We start from the raw sequence: 19,568 nt of genomic DNA on the forward strand, positions 1-19,568 counted from the left end.
CATACGGCAATGGCCTCCTCGTCAGATCTGCTGTCGTCCGCCACCCCTGTGACGGCGTACCGGGACGACTGCTGCCGACCCTATCGGGGTCGGGCGTCGATCGCGGTACGGACTCAGATGCCGACCTTGATGCGCGAGAAGCGCTTCAGGGTGACACCGGCCTCGTCCAGGACCTTCTGGACGGACTTCTTGTTGTCGAGCGCGTAGGGCTGGCCGAGCAGCGTGGCGTCCTTGAAGAATCCGTTGAGGCGACCCTCGACGATCTTCGGCAGGGCGGCCTCGGGCTTGCCCTCGGCGCGGGTGGTCTCCTCGGCGACGCGGCGCTCGGACTCGACGACCTCGGCCGGGACGTCCTCCTTGGAGAGGTACTTCGGCGCGAAGGCGGCGATGTGCTGGGCGACGCCCTTGGCGATCTCCGCGTTCGGCTTGTCCAGCTCGACGAGGACACCGATCTGCGGGGGCAGGTCGGGCATCGTGCGGTGCATGTACGCGGTCACGTAGCCGTCGGCGAACTGCGCGAAGCGGTCCAGGACGATCTTCTCGCCCAGGTTGGCGTTGGCCTCGTCCACGTACGCCTGGACGGTCTTGCCGGCCTCGATCTCGGAGGCGAGCAGGGCCTCGAGGTCGGCCGGGGAGGTCTTGGCGACGTGCTCGGCGATGGCCGTGGCCACGGCCTGGAACTTCTCGCCCTTGGCGACGAAGTCCGTCTCGCACTTCAGCTCGACGATGACACCGGAGGAGTTGTCGTCGGCGATGATCGAGACGACGGCACCGTTCTCGGCGGAACGGCCCTCGCGCTTGGCGACGCCCTTCTGGCCCTTGATGCGGAGCGCCTCGACGGCCTTCTCGACGTTGCCCTCGGCCTCGTCCAGCGCCTTCTTGCAGTCCATCATGCCGGCGCCCGTGAGCTCACGGAGCTTCTTGACGTCGGCGGCGGTGTAGTTCGCCATGAGTCTGTGAATCTCTCTCGAAGTCTGGAAGATCGAAGATCTGCGGATGCGCTCCATGGAGCCGGAGCGCACTGTCCTGCCGCTGACCTACGGGTGAACGGCGGGAGCGGACTTCACACCGCGCCGAAGGCGCTGGTGATGCAGTACCGCTCCCGCCGTCACCTCGGACTGACGGGTCAGGCCTGCTCGGCCTCGGCGGCCTTCTCGCCCTCGGCCGGCTTCTCGGCCTCGGCCTCGGCGGCGGGGGCGGCCTCGGCGGCCGGAGCCTCAGCGGCCGGAGCAGCCTCGGCGGCCGGAGCGGCCTCAGCGGCGGGGGCAGCCTCGTCGGCCTTCTTCTCGCCCTCGAGCAGGTCGCGCTCCCACTCGGCCAGCGGCTCGCCCGCGGCCTTCTCGCCCTTGCCCTCGGTGGCGACACCGCTGCGGGCGATGAGGCCCTCGGCGACGGCGTCGGCGATGACGCGGGTGAGCAGGGTGACGGAGCGGATCGCGTCGTCGTTGCCCGGGATCTTGTAGTCGACCTCGTCGGGGTCGCAGTTGGTGTCGAGGATCGCGACGACCGGGATGTTCAGCTTCCGGGCCTCACCAACGGCGATGTGCTCCTTCTTGGTGTCCACGATCCAGACGGCGCTGGGCACCTTCTGCATCTCGCGGATACCACCGAGGGTCTTCTCCAGCTTGGCCTTCTCGCGCGAGAGCACGAGAAGCTCCTTCTTGGTCAGACCGGACGCGGCGACGTCCTCGAAGTCGATCTGCTCGAGCTCCTTGAGGCGCTGCAGACGCTTGTAGACGGTCGAGAAGTTGGTGAGCATGCCGCCCAGCCAGCGCTGGTTGACGTAGGGCATGCCGACGCGGGTGGCCTGCTCGGCGATGGCCTCCTGCGCCTGCTTCTTCGTACCGACGAACATGACCGTGCCACCGTGGGCGACGGTCTCCTTGACGAACTCGTAGGCGCGGTCGATGTACGACAGCGACTGGAGCAGGTCGATGATGTAGATGCCGTTGCGCTCCGTGAAGATGAAGCGCTTCATCTTCGGGTTCCAACGACGGGTCTGGTGACCGAAGTGGACGCCGCTCTCCAGCAGCTCCCGCATCGTGACGACGGCCATGGCCGTATCTCCTTGTGCTTCTCGGTTGTGCCGCGGATGCCGGATGGCCTCCGCGCCTGACGCCCGCTGCGCGCCGTGCCACGAGGGACCGAGGGGCGCTGATACGGCCCGTTGCCGGGGTGCGTATCGGGGCGTGCGAAGTCGACCCGGTGACCCGGATCGCCACCAGAAGTGTACGGGACCCGCGGGGCACCGGGTGACGCCGTTGTCCACAACCGGGCGGCGGTCCACAGCCCGGGCCGGTGACGGGCGGCGGTCCGGGACGCTTTCGGCATGCGAGCGAAGCGATGTGTGCGTGTGTGGACGCGGCTGATCCTGCTGCTGGTCGTGACGGTGACAGCCCTGCTGGCCCCGCCGCCGCCCCTGTTCGCGGCCGGGGCCGCCCCACCCGTCCCGGACGCCACCGTCCCGGCGGTGGGACGCACATGGCCCGTGGGGTTACGCCCACCGGTCCTGCGCGGCTGGGAACCCCCGGCGTCGGTCTACGGCCCGGGCCATCGCGGCGTGGACCTGGCGGCGCCCCCGGGCACGCCGGTGCGGGCGGTGGCCGCGGGCCGGGTGTCCTTCGCGGGCCGGGTGGCCGGAAAGGGAGTGATCTCGCTGGAGCTCTCGGGAACGGGCGACCCTCCCCTGCGCACGACCTACGAGCCGGTGACGGCGACGGTGCAGGAGGACGAGGAGGTCGAACCGGGCGACGTGATCGGCACGGTGGACGCGACGGGCTCCCACTGCACGGCTACGTGCGTGCACTGGGGCCTGCGCAGAGGTGACACCTACGTGAACCCGCTGTCGCTCCTGCCCCCATGGCTCCTGCACAGGGGCCCGTCGAGACTCCTGCCGGTCTACGGGCCCCCATAGCTGCGGGCAGTCGTGCCTCCCCCAGTGCCTCAAGGGCCTGGGAGCACCCCCAGGCGGCACGGGTGGGCGCAGCGGCACCCCGCACCGCCGGGCTGCGCACCCACCCGGCCTCGGCACCGACGCGGCTCAGCCCCGCACACCCCGCAGAGCCATACTCACCGCCGCGTCCGCGATGACGCCCGGCTCCTCCGCGGCCCCCAGCTCGATCCGCCGCACCGCCGCGTCCACGACTCCCTGCACCAGCATCGCCGCCAGCCGGGGCTGCTCATGCCCCAGCTCACCCAGCGCCTCGACGATCAGCGCGACCAGCCCGCCATGCGCCGCCCGGATCTTCTCCCGGGCCCCGGCGTCCAGCTCACTCGCCGAGATCGCGACCACGGCCCGGTGCCGGCGGTCCCCCACCAGCTCCAGCTGCCGCCGCACATACGCCTCGACCTTGGCCTCGGCCGTCCCCGCCCGCTCCATCGCCGCCGACACGTCCGCCGCCCAGACGGGAAAGTCGACCTCGCACAGCTCCTCGACCACGGCCGCCCGGGACCGGAAGTACTCGTAGACGGACGACCGCGCGAGCCCCGTCCGCTCGGCGAGGGCCGGGAAGGTCAGCGCCTCCGTACCGCCCTCGGACAACAAGGCGCGAGCCGCGTCCAGCAGGGCGGCTCGCTGCATCGACCGGTGCTCGGCCACGGAGGCCGCTCGAATCCTTGGCACGTCAACCACTGTACGGACGCCCCGGGCCCGACGGGAGTGGCTCCCGCCGTCTCGTCGCCGTACGGCCTGGTCAGCGGCCGAAGCTCGCCAGTTTCGCTCTCAGCTGGAGCACCGACTTGGTGTGGATCTGGCTGACCCGGCTCTCGGTCACGCCCAGCACGTTCCCGATCTCGGCCAGGGTGAGCCCCTCGTAGTAGTACAGCGTGACCACGGTCTTCTCCCGCTCGGGCAGCGTGTTGATCGCCCGCGCGAGGAACCTGCGGAGCTCCCGGTCCTCGGCGACCTCCACCGGGTTGTCGGCGGCGGTGTCCTCCAGCGTGTCCATGACGCTCAGGCCGTCGCCGCCCTCGGCCCCGCCGTGCAGCAGCTCCTCCAGGGCCACCACGTTGGCCAGCGACAACTGACTGAACACGGCGTGGAGTTCCTCCACCGCGATGCCCATCTCGGTGGCCACCTCGCCCTCGGTCGGTGTCCGCCGCAGCCGCGCCTCGAGCGTGGCGTACGCGCGCTCCACGTTGCGCGCCTTCTGCCGCACCGACCGGGGGATCCAGTCCAGGGCCCGCAGTTCGTCGATCATCGCGCCCCGGATCCGGGTGATCGCGTACGTCTCGAACTTGATCTCGCGGTCGATGTCGAACTTCTCGATCGCGTCGATCAGCCCGAACACCCCGGACGAGACGAAGTCCGCCTGCTCGACGTTGGACGGCAGGCCCACGCTGACCCGGCCGGCGACGTACTTCACGAGGGGCGAGTAGTGCAGGATCAGCTGCTCCCGCAGCCGCTCGTCCCCCGTCGCCTTGTACGACCGCCACAGCTCGTCGAGCGTCGAGGGAGCGGGCGGCCGCACGCTGCCACCGTCACGGGCGGCTGGGGGGATCGCCGCCCGGTCGGACCCGGAGGTGTGCTGGGGCATTCGTCGCCTTGTGCCGTTCTGCTGCGGAGTGGTGCTGCTGGGGTGGGCTGTCTGTCTGATGTCGAGTTGCCTGTCCGTGTCGGGATCCTCGTGAGCGTAGCGTGACTGGGGTGTCGCGGTGCGCGAAGGGCGGAGGTCAACAAGGGCGCAGATACGTTCCTCAGGGCGTCCGACCGGGTCGGCGAGCTCGGTCGGTGTGATCACCGGAGAACCCCAACTGGGGGAATTTCCAAGGGATGTCGGGGTTCCCCCGGACGGCCGAACAGGCGCGGTCAGCAGGGCCCCGGACCGCCGCGGACCGACATCACCGCCTGGCGTGTCAACTTCCAGCCGTCGCCGTGTCGTTCGACGTAACCGAGTGCCCGCAGTTCGTACAGTCTCGCGACTGCGTCGTCCTGTGCGGTCTGTGCGCGGCGCGCGATCTCGTCGGGCCGGGCGGCCCGGCCGGAGGGCAGCGCGGCGAGCACCTGCCGGGTGGCCGGTGCCAGCAGGTCGCGGGGCAGGACGGGGCCGCGCCGGTCGGGGGCCAGCTGCCCGATGTCGCCCACCAGTTCGATCACGTCCGCGGCGTCGGTGACCAGGGCCGCCTCGCCGCGCAGCAGCTCGTGCACCCCCGCGGACAGCCCGCTGGTGGCCGGGCCGGGTACGCCCATGGTGTACCGGCCTAGGCGCTGTGCCGCCCGTGCCGTGACCAGGGAGCCGCTGCGGTGAGCGGCCTCGACGATCACGGTGCCGCGGGTGAGTGCCGCGATCACCCGGTTGCGCAGGATGAACCGGCTCGGTGTCGGGTGATCACCGGGCGGCAACTCTCCGACGACCAGTCCCTGTTCGGCGATTCTGCCGATCAGCTGGGTGTGTCCGCGCGGGTAGGGGCGGTCGACGCCGCAGGCGAGGACGGCGACGGTGGCGCCGCCCGCGCCGAGGGCGCCGCGGTGGGCGGCGCCGTCGACTCCGTAGGCACCGCCGGACACCACGACCCAGCCCTGCTCGGCGAGGCCGGCGGCGAGGGTGGCCGCCATGTGCGCCCCGTACTCGGTGCAGGCGCGGGCGCCGACGACGGCCACCGACCTCAGCGCCCACATCCGCAGACTGGCCCGCCCACGCACCCACAGCCCCAGCGGCCGGGCATCCCCGAGATCGTCGAGCTGCCCCGGCCACTCCGCGTCCCCCGGGGCGACGAACCGCACCCCGGCCTCCCGGGCGACGGCGAGGTCCGCACGCGGCCTGGCCACCTCGGCCCTGGCCAGCAGCCCCTTCCACCGCTTCCCGCCCACCCCGGTCAGGGGCCGCCCGCCCTCCGCGAGCCGCCGGGCCACCTCCCGCGCCCCGGACTCCCGCACCCACCGCCCGGCGATCTCGTCACCGGGTTCGATGACGCGGGTGAGAAAGACCCGGGCGAGCAGCTCGTCGTCCGGTTCGCCGGCGGCGCTCACGTCAGCGCTCCGATTGCCATGGGCACGCCCCTCGGGACACCGGTGCGCAACTGGAGCGCGAGGGCGACGTCCGTCGCGTCGGGCCGGTCGTGGCCGACGAGATCGGCGACGGTCCAGGCCACGCGCAGCACGCGGTCGAGCCCGCGGGCGGTCAGGACACCGCGCTCCAGGTTCCGCTCGGCCTCGTCCATCGCCCCGGACACGGCGTACCAGCGGCTGCGCAGCTCACGGCCGGGCACCTCGCTGTTCGTGCGCCACGGAGTGCCGGCGAGGCGCTGTGTGGCGCGCTCCCGCGCCGCCCGTACCCGGTCGGCGACCATCACGGTGGACTCGCCCCGCGCGCCGGACGACGTCAGCTCGGTGCGGGTGACGCGGTCGACCTCCACGCGCAGGTCGACCCGGTCGAGCAGCGGGCCGGAGAGCCTGGCCTGGTAGCGGCGGATGGCCGAGGGCGGGCACTCGCACAGGTCGTCCCGCTGGGAGAACCGGCCGCACGGGCAGGGATTGGCCGCGAGCACCATGAGGAACTTCGCCGGGAAGCGCACGACTCCCGCGCTGCGCGCGATGACGACATGCCCCGCCTCCAGCGGCTGGCGCAGGGCGTCCAGGGCCTGGCTGCTGAACTCGGGTGTCTCGTCCAGGAAGAGGACTCCCCGGTGGGACAGCGAGACCGCGCCGGGCCGCGCGATGCCCGGGCCGCCGCCGACGAGCGCCTGCATCGTGGCCGAGTGGTGCGGGGCGCAGTAGGGGGCGACGTCGATCAGGGGTTTGCCCGGGGGCAGCAGGCCCGCCACCGAGTGGACCGCGGTGACCTCCAGCGACTCCTGCCGGCCGAGCCGGGGCAGGATGGCGGGCAGCCGCTCCGCGAGCATCGTCTTGCCGGCGCCGGGAGGCCCTTCCAGGAACAGGTGGTGTCCGCCCGCCGCGGCCACCTCCACCGCTGTGCGCGCCGAGATCTGCCCGACGACGTCCGCCAGGTCGTGGCCGGGTTCGTGCTGGGCCGCTCCGACGCTGTGCATGCCCGTGGCGGCGCCCGTGCCCGGCATGCGCAGGCCGGCGAGGAGCGGATCCGGGCGGCCCTGCTCGTCCGGGTCCTCGTCGGGCACGGGTTCGTCGGCCAGGATGGCGATCAGCTGGCGCAGGCTCCGCACGCCCAGTACGGAGATCCCGGGCACGAGGGACGCCTCGGCTGCGGCGCACTCGGGCACGACCACCTGCTCATAGCCCGCGTTCGCCGCCGACAGCACCGCGGGCAGGACCCCCCGCACCGGCCGTACCCGCCCGTCCAGCCCCAGTTCACCGATCATCACGATGTCGGCGAGGACGCGGGGGTCGATGCGCTCGGCCGCGCCGAGGACGGCCGCGGCGACGGCCAGGTCGAAGCCGCTGCCGGACTTGGGGACGGAGGCCGGGCTGAGGCCGACCGTGAGTTTCTTCTGGGGCCAGGCCGCGCCCGAGTTGACGACCGCGGCACGCACCCGGTCCCGGCTCTCCGTGAGGCTCTTGTCGGGCAGTCCCACCAGCGTGAACGCCGCGACACCCGGTTCGAGGTCGGCCTGCACCTCGACGACCACGCCTTCGACGCCCACCAGCGCCACCGAACACGTACGGGCGAATGCCATCAGGCCACCCCCCGCACATGCTCGACCACGGCCGCGCCGCGGGCCGGCAGCAGCACCCCGACCACGTCGATGCGGACTCCGCCGGGCGGCGCGCCCCCGTGCGTCTGGATCCACCGCTCGGCGAGGTCCCGCAGCCGCTCCGCCTTCTGCGGGGTCACGGCGGCCATCGGGTGCTCGAAGGGGCCCTCCCTGCGGGTCTTCACCTCGCAGACGACCAGGACGTCCCCGTCCCTGGCCACGATGTCGATCTCTCCGGCCCGGCCCGAGCGCCAGTTGCGCTCCAGGACCGTCAGTCCGCTCTCCGTCAGCCGCCGGGCCGCCAGAGTCTCTCCGTACCTGCCCATCGCACTGCGTGCGTTCATGTCGGCACCACCTCCGGCGCCAACGATCACGCACCCGCCCTCACCAGATGGATCTTGGTGGACGACTCAGCGGTTGTGGATAACTCCGTCACCCGCTCGGCAGTTCGAGATCGCTCTTGTTCAGCTCCTCGATGTTCACGTCCTTGAACGTGAGGACGCGGACCTGCTTCACGAACCGGGCCGGCCGGTACATGTCCCACACCCAGGCGTCCGCCATGGACACCTCGAAGAACACCTCACCCTGGACCGAGTGCACCTGCATCTCGTAGTCGTTGGTCAGGTAGAAGCGCCGCTCGGTCTCGATCACATATTTGAACAGACCGACGACATCGCGGTACTCCCGGTAGAGCTTCAGCTCCATCTCGGTCTCGTACTTCTCGAGGTCCTCGGCGCTCATGGCATGTTCCCCTTCAGCCGTGCGATCCCACCATTGTGCGCCAGTCCCGTGCGCCCCTAGACGATTTCCGGGTCAAGGATCACGGGCCTGGCCGGGGGACCTTCGTCGAGCAGCGTGCGCAGCAGCCCGGCGAGTCTGGTCGGATACACCGTCTCATGTGCCCGGGAAAGTTCCGGACACGTCCACCAGCGCGCTCCGGCGACACTGCGCCGCTCCAGCTCGGTCAGCCCCGCGGCCTCGACCGCCGTACGGTCCGTCCGAGCCAGGTAGTACCACTCGTCCTGGTCCCAGCGGCGGCCCGCGAACGGGAAGGAGCACTTCCGCCGCCACAGCACCGGGCCCAGTTCGACCTCGGTGATGCCCGTCTCCTCGACGAGTTCCCGCAGGGCGGCCTCCTCACGGGTCTCCTCGCCCTCCACACCGCCGCCGGGGGTGAACCACCAGTCGTCGGCCGGATCGTCCGGCTCGTGCCCGTGCAGCAGCAGGATGCGGTCCTGCGGGTCGAGCAGCACGACCCGGGCGACCTTGCGCAGCCCGCCCGCGTAGCCGTCCTGGCCCGCCCCCAGGGCCTCAGCGGACACCTGCGGGCTCCGTGCTCGCCCGCCGGGCCCGGGACGCGCCCGTGCGCTTGGCGACGGGACCGTAGGCGCCCCCGCCCAGGACGAGCACGGCGCCGGCGATCACCAGGGCGGTGATCGTCCGCAGCGGTCCGGGCGAGGACAGGGCGCCGAGCGTCTCGAAGCCGGTGGGGCGCTCCAGCATGCCCTTCATGGGCCAGACCACGGAGTCGACGCGGGCGTCCACGGCGGAGCGGGCCACCGTGCCGCTGGCGGCGTCGGTGAGGTGGGCGGTGGAGTCCACGGAGTTGCCCCGCTCGTCACCGAGCAGGAAGAGACGGCCCTTGGGGACGGTCACCGTCGGGAAGTTGCTCATCTCGGCCGGTGTGCCCTTGGGCAGGTACGTCTCGTCGATCTCCTTGCCGTTGACCTTGAGCTTGCCGTCCTGGCAGCAGGCGACCGTGTCGCCGCCGACGGCGACCACGCGCTTGACCATCGGCGCGTTGGCCCAGGTGGCGTCCTTGAAGACGACGACGTCACCGCGGCGCACCTCGCCGCCGTCGACGCGCTGCGCCAGGATCCGGTCGCCTGCGTCGATCGTCGGCGTCATCGAACTGGTGGGCACCGTGTACGGCCGGTAGACCACCGCCCCCCAGGCGAAACCCCCGAGGAACAGCACAAGGCCCAGTGCGACGGCCAGCCCGGACAACCGCTGTCCGGTCCGGCTGCCCACCGGGCCCGGGCCTGTGCCACCGCTGCGCGGGGCCGTGTGCGTCACGCTCTCGCCACCCATGGGTCCGCACCCTACCCGGGGGTACCGGCCGGGGTCAGCCCACCGCCGGGATCACTGCTTCCTGCGGCGCCACAGCACCACCGGCACCACACCCAGCAGCGCCGCCGCCTGCGGCGCCACGGCCGGACCGGCTGCGGCCGGCTGGGCGCTCAGACCGGGCTGGTCGAAGGTGTCCGGCACCGGCAGGTTGTCCCAGCGGTTGATCGGCCAGGCGACGACGATGGCCCGGCCCACGACCTCCTTCACCGGGACCATGCCGTGGTGCTTGTCCGCCTGGTTGTAGCGGGAGTCCCGGGAGTTCTGCCGGTGGTCGCCCATGACCCAGATGTAGCCCTTGGGAACCTTTACCTTGAACTGACCGCCCTGGTCGTCGACGCTGCACGGCGTGTTGCCGGCGTAGACGTACGACCGCTCGTCCAGCGCCTTGCCGTTGACCGTGAGCGGGCCCGTGTTCTTGCACTCGACCGTGTCGCCGCCGACGCCGACGACCCGCTTGATGAGGTCCTTCTCCTCCGCGGACGGCATGAGGCCGATCCAGCTGAGGAACGTCTGCAGGGCGTTCGGATCCGCCGTCGGCTCGCCCGCCAGCCAGTTGTCCGGGTCGTGGAAGACGACGACCTCGCCGCGCTCGGGCTCGGAGCCGAACCAGGGGGTCAGCTTGTCGACCAGGACGCGGTCGCCCTGCTGGAGGGTGTTCTGCATCGAGTCGGAGGGGATGGAGAACGCCTGCACGAGGAACGTCTTGATCAGCAGCGCGAGCACCAGCGCGATGCCGATCAGGATGGGCAGCTCCTTCCAGAAGGAGCGCTGCTTCTTCGGTGTCCTGGCCGCGCCTCCCGGCCCTTCGCCCTCTGCTGTGCCGTACTCGTCTGTCACCCTGTCGCCCTCGGCTGCCCCGGAGTCATTCCCGGAGGTCACGGCGCTGTCCGCGGCCGGGACGGCGGATTCCGCGGGGTGTCCGCGGTGCTCCTCGCCGTCGTGTCCGGACCGTGCGCCAACCGCCACATCCCCCACGCCAACTCCTCACTCTGTGCCGCCGCCTGCCCCACACACGACGCAGGCCCACCACTCCCATAACGAGCGGGAGTTCCGCAGGGGTCGGGAGCTGGATCGTTCCGTTCGAATCGTCGGAGGCAACCCTATGCGACAGTTCGGCAGCGGCGGTCGACCCGGTGGCCGAGTCGGACACGGAGGCGTACGTGTTCGGCTCCTCCAGGGTGCTCCAGTGCCCGAAGGGCCAGGCGATGACCATGGCGCGGCCGACGACCTCTTCCTCGGAGACCGTGCCGCCGTAGTCGGTGTCCTGGTGGGCGCGGGAGTCCGCGGAGTTGTTCCGGTGGTCGCCCATCACCCACAGCCGCCCCGGGGGGACGGTGATGTCGAACGGCGTGTCGGACGGGGCGTTGCCGGGGTACAGGTAGTCCTCGTTCAGCGGGATGCCGTTGACGGTCACGCGTCCTTGCGCGTCGCAGCACTTGACGCGGTCTCCGCCGACACCGACGACCCGCTTGATGAGGTCCTTCTCGTTGTCGGACGGCAGCAGGCCGATGAAGGTGAGCCCTTCCTTGACCTGCTTGACGACGATGGGGTCGTCCTTCGGAAGGGTGGTCTGCTCGTCCTGGAGCCAGCCGCCGGGGTCCTTGAAGACGACGACGTCCCCGCGCTGCGGCTTGGAGCCGAACCACGGGGTGAGCTTGTCGACCAGGACGCGGTCACCGATCTGGATCGTCTGCTCCATGGAGCCGGACGGGATGACGAAGGCCTGGACGAGGAACGTCTTCAGTACGAGCGCTATCAGGACGGCGACGCCGACGAGGAGCGGTATCTCCTTGACGGCACCGCGCCTGCGGCGCCGCTTGACCTTCTTCTGGAGCTTGCGCCGCTCGGCGCGCGTACGGCCGCTGGACGGGCCGGCGGCTCGACGGGCGCCGGTGGGCAGCAGGTTCTCGGCGGGGCCTGCGGGGACGCCGCGCGGTTTGCCGCGGTTACCCATGGGCGCCCGCCCTTCCGGCGGCGGCAGCGGGCACGCGCGCGTAGGCGTCGGGGCGGTCCAGCCGGGTGGCGTGGCCGAAGGGCCAGACGATCCAGTCGGCGCGGCCGATCACCTCGTCGACCGGGATCATGCCGCCGCCGGGCGATCCGAGGTGGTCGCGGGAGTCGCTGGAGTCGCCGCGGTGGTCGCCGAGGAGGAACAGGGCGCCGGCGGGCACGACGACGTCGAAGGGCACGGTGGAGGGGCTGTCGCCGGGGTACAGGAAGCCCGACTCGTCGACCGGCCGGCCGTTCACCTGGATCCTCCCCTCCTCGTCGCAGCAGACCACGTGGTCTCCCCCCACGCCGACAACGCGTTTGATGTAGTCCGCGTGCCCGAAGTACCCGGTCCCGTCGAACACGACGATGTCTCCCCGCTGCGGCTCGGCTCCGAAACGGTACGCCAACTTATTTACGAGAACCCGGTCCCCGATCCTCAATCCCTGCTCCATGGATCCGCTGGGGATCTGGAAGGGCCGCAGCACGAACGTGCTGAGCAGCAGCAGGAAAAGCGGGCAGGCCAGCAGTGTCAGAGTGATCCGGCCGCCCGGGACCCACTCGGTGACACGCGACAACGCGAAACGCGACCGGTCCTCCGGCCCTCCGGGATCCGAGGTGTCCTCGGAGTCGGAAGGGCGGGAGGAGCGGTCGCGCTCCGTCGGCTGAGCTTCGGTGTCCATCGGAGCCAGATGCTATCCGGCCCCGATGTGAACCCCGGAGAGCGCTCAGTTCTCGCGCTTCTCCTTGATCTTCGCGGCCTTGCCGCGCAGCTCGCGCAGGAAGTACAGCTTGGCGCGGCGGACGTCACCCTTGGTGACGAGCTCGATCTTCTCCACGATCGGGGTGTGCACCGGGAAGGTGCGCTCGACGCCGACGGAGAAGGAGACCTTGCGGACCGTGAAGGTCTCGCGGACGCCGGCACCCTGGCGGCGGATCACCACACCCTTGAACTGCTGCACACGGGAGCGGTTGCCCTCGATGACGCGGACGTGCACGTTGACCGTGTCGCCCGGGCGGAAGGCGGGGACGTCGCTGCGCAGCGACGCGGAGTCGACGGTGTCGAGCAGGTGAGACATTTCGTCTGCTTTCCTCGCTGATGCCACAGGTCATCAACGGAAACTAGGTGTTTCGGATCAGGGTTGTGCGAGTCGGAGCGGGCGTCGTCTCCCCCTGTGGCAGGGGCGCGCGCCGGACGGACGCACAACAGCTGGCTATTCTTCCACGCCGTCGGTCCTGCGCCAAAATCGGCCGTACGGCTCCCCCGCCGGATCCGGCGCCCAGCCCAGGATGGACAGCATCTCGCGGTCCTTCTTGTCGAAGGCCTTGGGGTCGCACCGTTCGATGAGGTCGGGCCGGTGCGCGGTCGTGCGCTTCAGCGCCTCGTCCCGCCGCCAGCGGGCGATCTTCCCGTGGTGGCCGCTGAGCAGCACGTCGGGGATGTCCCGGCCGCGCCAGTCGGGCGGCTTGGTGTAGACGGGTCCCTCCAGCAGGCTCGCCATGGCGCCGGGCGCGAAGGAGTCGTCCCGGTGGGACTCGGCGTTGCCCAGGACGCCGGGCAGCAGCCGCGCCACGGCCTCCGTGACGACGAGGACGGCCGCCTCGCCGCCGGCCAGGACGTAGTCGCCGATGGACACCTCGTACACCGGCATCCGCGTCGCGTACTCGTCGACGACCCGGCGGTCGATGCCCTCGTAGCGGGCCGGGGTGAAGATCAGCCAGGGGCGCTCGGAGAGGTGGACGGCGAGCTCCTGGGTGAAGGGGCGGCCGCTGGGCGTGGGCACGATGAGGGCCGGCGCGTGGGAGCCGGTCTCGTAGCCGTCGGCCAGGACGGAGTCCAGCGCCTCTCCCCAGGGCTCGGTCTTCATGACCATGCCGGGGCCGCCGCCGTAGGGCGTGTCGTCGACGGTGTTGTGGCGGTCGTGGGTCCAGGAACGCAGGTCGTGGACGTGTACGTTCAGCTGCCCACGCGCGCGTGCCTTGCCCACGAGGGAGACGTTCAGCGGTTCCAGGTACTCGGGGAAGATCGTGACGACGTCGAGGCGCATTACGACTCTTCCCGGCTGGAGACGTCTTCCTCGCCGGAGACGTCTTCCTCGCCGGAGGCGTCCTCCTCGCCGGAGGCGTCTTCCCGGCTGGACGCGATCTCCGCACGGTCGTCGATCAGGCCCGGCGGCGGGGTGATGACGGCCCTCTGCTCCTCCAGGTCGATCTCGGCGACGATCTCCTCGACGAAGGGGATCATCACCTCGCTGCCGTCGGAACACTCGACGATGAACAGGTCCTGGGTGGGCAGGTGCGAGATCTCCGTGATCCGGCCGACCTCCGTGCCGTCCGCGGTGACCACGTCGAGGTCGATCAGCTGGTGGTCGTAGTACTCGTCCTCGCCCTCGGGCAGTTCCTCCGGGTCGATCTCGGCGATCAGGAGGGTGTTGCGCAGGGCCTCGGCGCCGGTGCGGTCGCTGACACCCTCGAAGCGCAGCAGGAGACGGCCGCTGTGGACGCGGCCCGTCTCGATGGTGAGGGGTCCCGTGGAAGCGGGATCGGTGGTGAGTACGGCGCCGGGGGCGAGCCTCAGTTCCGGCTCGTCGGTCCGTACCTCGACGGTGACCTCGCCCTTGATGCCATGGGCGCGGCCGATCCGTGCGACTACCAACTGCACGTGTCCAGTCTCCTGTCATACGACTGCGGGCCGGGGACGGCCCTCAGGCCTTCCCCGGCCCGAGCCGGTTGCGATAAGCGTCAGCGGACGTGGTCCACGTCGACGAGGTCGACGCGGACACCGCGACCGCCGATGGCGCCCACGACGGTACGCAGGGCGCGTGCGGTGCGGCCGTTGCGGCCGATCACCTTGCCGAGGTCGTCCGGATGGACCCGGACCTCGAGCACCCGCCCGCGGCGCAGATTGCGCGAGGCGACCTGCACATCGTCAGGGTTGTCGACGATGCCCTTCACGAGGTGCTCGAGAGCCTCCTCGAGCATGCTCAGGCCTCGGTCGAAGCGGACTCGGCGCCGGCCTCGTCCTTCTTCTCAGCCTTCTTCTTCTGGGTGATCGCCTCACCCTTGCCCTCGTCGTCACCGCCGAGAGCCTCGAACGACGGGCGCTCGGCCTTCTCGGGCGCCGTCAGCAGCGGAGCCGGGGCGGGCTCGCCCTTGAACTTCTGCCAGTCGCCGGTCTTCTTGAGGATGGCCTTCACGGGCTCGGTCGGCTGGGCGCCGACACCGAGCCAGTACGCCACACGCTCGGCGTCGACCTCCATCACCGACGGGTTGTACGTCGGGTGGTACTTGCCGATCTCCTCGATCGCACGACCGTCACGACGGGTACGGGAGTCGGCGACGACGATGCGGTAGTGAGGCGAACGGATCTTGCCCAGACGCTTCAGCTTGATCTTGACTGCCACGGGAGTGGGTTCTCCTGGATTTGACGTGGTTGGGCACGGCGAGAGAAGCCGCGTGGGGTTGCGGTACCCGAGTGCCCGATGGACGCGTCAGCCGGAGGAGAGAGGGGTCCTGTGCGGCTGTCGAGTACAGCTAGCCATTGTGCCACACCCAGCCGGGCGTCCTTGACCGAGGGGTTCCCCGGCGCTCGGGCAGGCTGAAGGGGCACCCGGCGTGGAGGTGAAGTACGTCGGGTGCCCTGCCCCGCGGTGGAGGATGCTGTCCCGACCGGCAGCCACGAGATGCCGGTGTGGACGTCAGCCGGCCACCGCTCCCACCACGTCCGGGATCCGGAACGGCTTGCCGCAGCCGCCGCAGACGATCGGCGCCTGGGCGAGGACCGACGGCACGACGCGTACGTTGCGGCCGCAGTCGCAGACCGCCTTGACGCGGACGCCGCCGCCGGAGGAGCCGTGCCGGGCGGCCGGGCCCCGGAAGGTGCGGGAGGTGTCGGAGGAGGTCGCGGCCGTGTGGGCCTTCAGGGCGCGCTGGAGGCGCTCCATCGTCGGGCGGTAGCGGCGCTTCGCCTCGGGGGTGAGCGTGACCAGGGAGAAGCCGCTGCTGGGATGCGGTTCCTCGGGGTGGTCCAGGCCCAGCTCCTCGGCGATCGCGAGGAATCTGCGGTTGTGGTAGCGGCCGGCACGGGAGGTGTCGCGGACGCCGCGGGCGGCGGCGATGCCATGGACTGCCTCATGGAGCAGTCGCTCGAAGGAGAGCTCGTGCCCGCACGCGGACGACGACTCCCCGATCAGGGACTCTGGCGCGGCAAGGTCGGGCAGCTCGGGGTGGTACCGCTGAATGTCGGCCCACGCCTGTGCCAGCTCTGCGGCGAGAACAGGTGGTGTCTGTGTCGTGCTCACGTAATGACAACGAGCCGGGGTGCCCCAGTGTTCCGATTCCGGGGCATCCCAAATAATTTGCACGTACCCGTCAGTTGCCTCTGATGCGTCCCGACGAGGGCGGGTGCGCTGATCTGTGGAGAAGCCTCGCAGCTCACCACAAGGTGGTGCGTAGTCCCGCGTACGCCCCGGCGCGTAGGCGATGTCCGCGCGCCGGGGGCCAAGAGGTTCGCGGATACGCAAGAGACGTTTCGGTCGCCTTGCGCCCCCTCGGTAAGCGCGTGCCGCGACTCAGTAAGCGCGCGCGACGACCGCGACGTTACCGGGTGCGTCGTCGGCGTCCGGCACCGACCCGTCCTCGGCGACCAGACACCGCACGGTCACCGCGTGATCGGCCAGCTTCGCCTCGCCCTCCTCGCCGAGCACCGCCCACGGGATGCGCGCCCAGCCGCCCGCGCCGGCCACCTCGACCGCCTCGTCGATCGTCGAGACCTCGCCGGTACGGGACTCGCGACGCTCCCGGGACTGCTTCAGCAGCAGGGCCTGGTCCTCTTCGAGGACCTGCGGCAGCAGCGACACCAGAGCGTCCAGGGGGACCGGCTCCTTGCCGCCCGGGACGCGGCGGGCCAGCATCGCGGTGCCGTTCTCCAGGTCGCGCGGGCCGATCTCGATCCGGACCGGCACGCCCTTGAGCTCCCAGTCGACGGCGCGGCGGCCGAAGGGGATGTCGGTGCGGTCGTCGACGTGGACGCGGATCCCGGCCGCCTTCAGGCGGTCGCCGAGTTCGCGGACCTTGGCCAGAACCGCCTCGTCGCCCTTGATCGCGAGCACCACGGCCTGGGTCTGCGCCAGCCGCGGCGGGACGCGCAGGCCGTTGTCGTCGCCGTGCATCATCACCAGGGCGCCGATCATGCGGGTGGTGGAACCCCAGGAGGTCTGCCAGACCAGCTCCTGCCGGCCGTCCTTCGACAGGTACTGCGTGTTGAAGGCCTTGGCGAAGTTCTGGCCCAGTTCGTGGCTGGTGGCCATCTGGAGCGCCTTGCCGTCGCCCATCATGGCTTCGAGCGTGAGGGTGTTGATCGCGCCGGCGAACCGCTCCCTGACGGTCTTGCGGCCGGGGACGACGTCCATCGCGAGGACGTTCACCATGAAGTCCTCGTAGACCTGCCGGTGAATGTGCGCGGCGAAATCGCGCGCCTCCTCGTACGTGGCGTGCGCGGTGTGGCCCTCCTGCCAGAGGAACTCGGTGGTGCGCAGGAACAGGCGGGGCCGCAGCTCCCAGCGCACGACGTTCGCCCACTGGTTGATGAGCAGCGGCAGGTCGCGGTAGCTCTGCACCCACTTCGAGAAGTAGTCGTTGATGATCATCTCGGAGGTGGGCCGGACCACGGCGGGCTCTTCGAGTTCCTTGCCGCCGCCGTGCGTGACCACGGCCAGCTCGGGCGCGAAGCCCTCGACGTGGTCCGCCTCGCGCGTGAGGTACGACTGCGGGATCAGAAGCGGGAAGTACGCGTTCTGGGTGCCCGTCTCCTTGATGCGGGCGTCCATCTCGCCCTGCATCCGCTCCCACAGCCCGTACCCGTACGGTCGGATGACCATGGTGCCGCGCACCGGACCGTTGTCGGCGAGTTCCGCCTTGGTGATCAAGTCCTGGTACCAGCGCGGGAAATCGTCCGCCTGGGGGGTGAGAACGGGTGTCTTGGCCATGGCGCGATCGTAGGGGCCCACGTTGCCGGAATGTGAAATCTCGCCATAGGCACATGACAACTCATATGCCATGCCGCTTTCCACTGGACGACAGGTCGAGGGGGGAGTTTCCTGGCATACGGGGGTAGTGCGAGCGCACTGTCACGGGGGCCATGGAATCGGGCAAGAGGCAACTCTCGGCGGATTGGGGCGCTTACTTATGACACCTACGCTCGTGCGGCAGCACCTGCCTCACACGGGGTCCGCACCCCGCGTGGACCTGCGTGCACGCGCGCGTGACTGGTCCGAGATCCAGGAGCGGATGCTCGTACCGCTCTACGAGGCCGTCTACGAGCGACTGGACGTGGGTCCCGCTACGCGGCTGCTCGGCCTCGGCTGCGGTTCCGGACTCGCCCTGCTGATGGCCGCCGCCCGGGGAGCGGCGGTCACCGGTGTCGACGCTTCCCCCGAAAGAATGGCCCTCGCACGGGAGCGACTGCTGCCCGAAGGCAGGGCCGGGCGCGCGCGTGACGGCAACCGGCTGGTCGACGGCTCGCCCCGGGACACGGCGGAGCCGGGCGCTCCGGCGTACACCCTGGTGACCGCCTTCGAGCCGATCGGGTGCCTGGCGGGCGACTCGGAGGGGCTGGGCGGGCTGCTCGCGGAGGCGACGCCGCTGGCGGGGCGCGGAGCGGCCGTGGTGCTGGCCGGCTGGGGACCGCCGGAGCGGTGCGCCACGACGTCCGTGCTGCGGGTCGCCACCAAGCTGGCGGAGCCGCTGCGCAGCGCGGGCAGTTGGCGCCCCGCCCTCCGTGACGACCTGGAGGACGTCGCCCAGCGGGCCGGTCTCAGGCCGGACGGGTCGGGGCGGGTGGCGTGCCCCTTCGGGTACGCCGATGTGGACAGCGCGGTGCGCGGGCTCAAGTCGACGGGGCTGTTCGACGCGGCGATCACGGCGACGGACCAGGTGCAGGTGGACAAGGAGCTGACCGAGGCTCTGCATCCGCACCAGCGGCCGGACGGGACGGTGTGGATGCCGAACGTCTTCCGGTATCTGATCGCCCGGACGCCGTGACGTGATCGCCCGGACTGCCTAGCGAACAGATCTTCAGTGCAGGTGTGAATGGTGTGAAGAAAGCACCATGGGCTGCTTTTGGTTCCACCAAGTGGATCATGAACGCTTAATGTGATCCACCGCTCGGGAACCTACACATCTGCATACAGGAGCTGTTGTGCCGCACCACAAGACCGCGCTGCGTCTCGTCGCGCCCGTCGCCGTCCTCGCTCTGGCGCTCACCGCCTGCGGTGGCGGCGGCGACAAGGCTGACGCGAAGAGCCCGGACACCGAGAAGGCCAAGGTCTTCCCTTCGCCGGAGCCGGCTTCCGGCGGTGACATGGAGACCGGCGAGAGCGCCACGGGCAAGGTCGCGGAAGACCCGGGCGAGGTCACCTACGAGGTCGTGGCGCAGAAGGTCGACGTGGGCACCGAGGCGGAGGCGGCCAAGGCCGTCTCGCAGCCGGACAAGGTCAAGGGCAAGGTGCTGGCCGTCGCCCACGTGAAGTACACGCACAAGGGCGGGCCCGCCCTCACCGACGGAACCGACGTGGACGACGGCACCACGGTCTTCGCCGACGGACAGCGCGGCACCATCCTCATCGGCGCGTCCGAGGACGCGACGGGCTGCGAGGACCCGTACGACATCGAAAGCTGGAAGAAGGGCGAGAGCCACGTCTTCTGCGAGACCTACGTGATCCCGGCGAACGCCAAGAACGTCGAGGTCCACTGGTCCGAGGAGGACGGCGAGCCCTACATCTGGACGTTCCCGAAGGCCTGACCGGCAGGCCATCGACAGACCACCGAGGGCGCCCCCTTTG

The 19,568-nt window shown here is 70.6% G+C and carries 23 protein-coding genes; 3 read left to right on the forward strand and 20 right to left on the reverse strand.

Features of this window, described 5'->3' with window-relative positions; all coding sequences use genetic code 11:
• Window positions 1-113: 113 nt before the first annotated feature.
• Together tsf and rpsB are read right to left on the reverse strand one after the other, a co-directional pair.
• A complete protein-coding gene (gene tsf, locus ACZ3I3_RS16500) occupies window positions 114-950 on the reverse strand; it encodes a translation elongation factor Ts (protein ID WP_467365658.1) in 837 nt (278 codons plus the stop codon).
• A gap of 176 nt (window positions 951-1,126) precedes the next feature.
• A complete protein-coding gene (gene rpsB / locus ACZ3I3_RS16505; protein ID WP_467365660.1) occupies window positions 1,127-2,056 on the reverse strand; it encodes a 30S ribosomal protein S2 in 930 nt (309 codons plus the stop codon).
• Between the two features lie 273 nt (window positions 2,057-2,329).
• On the opposite strand from rpsB, the gene ACZ3I3_RS16510 reads away from it, so the two are divergent.
• Entirely contained in the window at window positions 2,330-2,914 is a 585-nt protein-coding gene (locus ACZ3I3_RS16510) for a M23 family metallopeptidase (protein ID WP_467365662.1), read from the forward strand.
• A 126-nt stretch (window positions 2,915-3,040) separates the two neighbouring features.
• On the opposite strand, the gene ACZ3I3_RS16515 is transcribed toward ACZ3I3_RS16510, so the two are convergent.
• The 18 genes from ACZ3I3_RS16515 to proS form a co-directional block, all read right to left on the reverse strand.
• Window positions 3,041-3,598 (reverse strand): TetR/AcrR family transcriptional regulator, encoded by a 558-nt coding sequence (locus ACZ3I3_RS16515; protein ID WP_467365949.1) that lies wholly within the window; start codon window positions 3,596-3,598, stop codon window positions 3,041-3,043.
• Between the two features lie 94 nt (window positions 3,599-3,692).
• Window positions 3,693-4,535, reverse strand: a complete 843-nt coding sequence (gene whiG / locus ACZ3I3_RS16520; protein ID WP_356925854.1) for an RNA polymerase sigma factor WhiG — start codon at window positions 4,533-4,535, stop codon at window positions 3,693-3,695.
• Between the two features lie 272 nt (window positions 4,536-4,807).
• On the reverse strand, window positions 4,808-5,968 hold the full coding sequence (gene dprA, locus ACZ3I3_RS16525) for a DNA-processing protein DprA (protein ID WP_467365664.1): 1,161 nt from the start codon (window positions 5,966-5,968) through the stop codon (window positions 4,808-4,810).
• A complete protein-coding gene (locus ACZ3I3_RS16530; protein ID WP_467365666.1) occupies window positions 5,965-7,590 on the reverse strand; it encodes a YifB family Mg chelatase-like AAA ATPase in 1,626 nt (541 codons plus the stop codon). Before ACZ3I3_RS16530 ends, dprA begins: the two co-directional genes overlap by 4 nt.
• Entirely contained in the window at window positions 7,590-7,952 is a 363-nt protein-coding gene (locus ACZ3I3_RS16535; RefSeq protein WP_467365668.1) for a YraN family protein, read from the reverse strand. The genes ACZ3I3_RS16530 and ACZ3I3_RS16535 overlap by 1 nt, the downstream gene beginning before the upstream one ends.
• A gap of 88 nt (window positions 7,953-8,040) precedes the next feature.
• Window positions 8,041-8,349 (reverse strand): DUF2469 domain-containing protein, encoded by a 309-nt coding sequence (locus tag ACZ3I3_RS16540; RefSeq protein WP_003993268.1) that lies wholly within the window; start codon window positions 8,347-8,349, stop codon window positions 8,041-8,043.
• A 56-nt stretch (window positions 8,350-8,405) separates the two neighbouring features.
• Window positions 8,406-8,930, reverse strand: a complete 525-nt coding sequence (locus ACZ3I3_RS16545; protein ID WP_467365670.1) for an NUDIX hydrolase — start codon at window positions 8,928-8,930, stop codon at window positions 8,406-8,408.
• Window positions 8,920-9,699, reverse strand: coding sequence for a signal peptidase I (gene lepB, locus ACZ3I3_RS16550; RefSeq protein ID WP_467365672.1), 780 nt, complete (start codon window positions 9,697-9,699; stop codon window positions 8,920-8,922). Before lepB (ACZ3I3_RS16550) ends, ACZ3I3_RS16545 begins: the two co-directional genes overlap by 11 nt.
• 51 nt (window positions 9,700-9,750) lie before the next feature.
• The gene (gene lepB / locus ACZ3I3_RS16555) at window positions 9,751-10,713 is read right to left on the reverse strand and encodes a signal peptidase I (RefSeq protein WP_467365674.1); all 963 of its coding nucleotides are present in this window, start codon (window positions 10,711-10,713) and stop codon (window positions 9,751-9,753) included.
• A complete protein-coding gene (gene lepB / locus ACZ3I3_RS16560; protein WP_467365676.1) occupies window positions 10,601-11,692 on the reverse strand; it encodes a signal peptidase I in 1,092 nt (363 codons plus the stop codon). Before lepB (ACZ3I3_RS16560) ends, lepB (ACZ3I3_RS16555) begins: the two co-directional genes overlap by 113 nt.
• Window positions 11,685-12,410 carry a signal peptidase I gene (gene lepB, locus ACZ3I3_RS16565; protein WP_467365678.1) on the reverse strand — a complete coding sequence of 242 codons (726 nt, stop codon included), beginning with the start codon at window positions 12,408-12,410 and terminating at the stop codon, window positions 11,685-11,687. The genes lepB (ACZ3I3_RS16560) and lepB (ACZ3I3_RS16565) overlap by 8 nt, the downstream gene beginning before the upstream one ends.
• 45 nt (window positions 12,411-12,455) lie before the next feature.
• Entirely contained in the window at window positions 12,456-12,806 is a 351-nt protein-coding gene (gene rplS, locus ACZ3I3_RS16570; RefSeq protein WP_467365680.1) for a 50S ribosomal protein L19, read from the reverse strand.
• A 135-nt stretch (window positions 12,807-12,941) separates the two neighbouring features.
• Window positions 12,942-13,775, reverse strand: a complete 834-nt coding sequence (gene trmD, locus ACZ3I3_RS16575) for a tRNA (guanosine(37)-N1)-methyltransferase TrmD (RefSeq protein WP_467365682.1) — start codon at window positions 13,773-13,775, stop codon at window positions 12,942-12,944.
• On the reverse strand, window positions 13,775-14,389 hold the full coding sequence (rimM, locus tag ACZ3I3_RS16580) for a ribosome maturation factor RimM (protein WP_467365683.1): 615 nt from the start codon (window positions 14,387-14,389) through the stop codon (window positions 13,775-13,777). The genes trmD and rimM overlap by 1 nt, the downstream gene beginning before the upstream one ends.
• Window positions 14,390-14,469: 80 nt before the next feature.
• Window positions 14,470-14,709: an RNA-binding protein gene (locus tag ACZ3I3_RS16585; RefSeq protein ID WP_003973401.1), complete on the reverse strand. Its 240-nt coding sequence runs from the start codon at window positions 14,707-14,709 to the stop codon at window positions 14,470-14,472.
• Between the two features lie 2 nt (window positions 14,710-14,711).
• A complete protein-coding gene (rpsP, locus tag ACZ3I3_RS16590) occupies window positions 14,712-15,131 on the reverse strand; it encodes a 30S ribosomal protein S16 (protein ID WP_467365685.1) in 420 nt (139 codons plus the stop codon).
• A 294-nt stretch (window positions 15,132-15,425) separates the two neighbouring features.
• On the reverse strand, window positions 15,426-16,028 hold the full coding sequence (locus ACZ3I3_RS16595) for a hypothetical protein (RefSeq protein WP_020270731.1): 603 nt from the start codon (window positions 16,026-16,028) through the stop codon (window positions 15,426-15,428).
• Between the two features lie 270 nt (window positions 16,029-16,298).
• Window positions 16,299-17,714 (reverse strand): proline--tRNA ligase, encoded by a 1,416-nt coding sequence (proS, locus tag ACZ3I3_RS16600; protein ID WP_467365687.1) that lies wholly within the window; start codon window positions 17,712-17,714, stop codon window positions 16,299-16,301.
• Window positions 17,715-17,913: 199 nt separating this feature from the next.
• Here proS and ACZ3I3_RS16605 point away from each other — a divergent pair, with 199 nt between their 5' ends.
• Window positions 17,914-18,768 (forward strand): methyltransferase domain-containing protein, encoded by an 855-nt coding sequence (locus ACZ3I3_RS16605; protein ID WP_467365688.1) that lies wholly within the window; start codon window positions 17,914-17,916, stop codon window positions 18,766-18,768.
• 157 nt (window positions 18,769-18,925) lie between these two features.
• Window positions 18,926-19,528, forward strand: a complete 603-nt coding sequence (locus ACZ3I3_RS16610) for a hypothetical protein (protein WP_467365689.1) — start codon at window positions 18,926-18,928, stop codon at window positions 19,526-19,528.
• Window positions 19,529-19,568 lie beyond the last annotated feature (40 nt).

Source organism: Streptomyces sp. NPDC016851 (assembly GCF_055562795.1).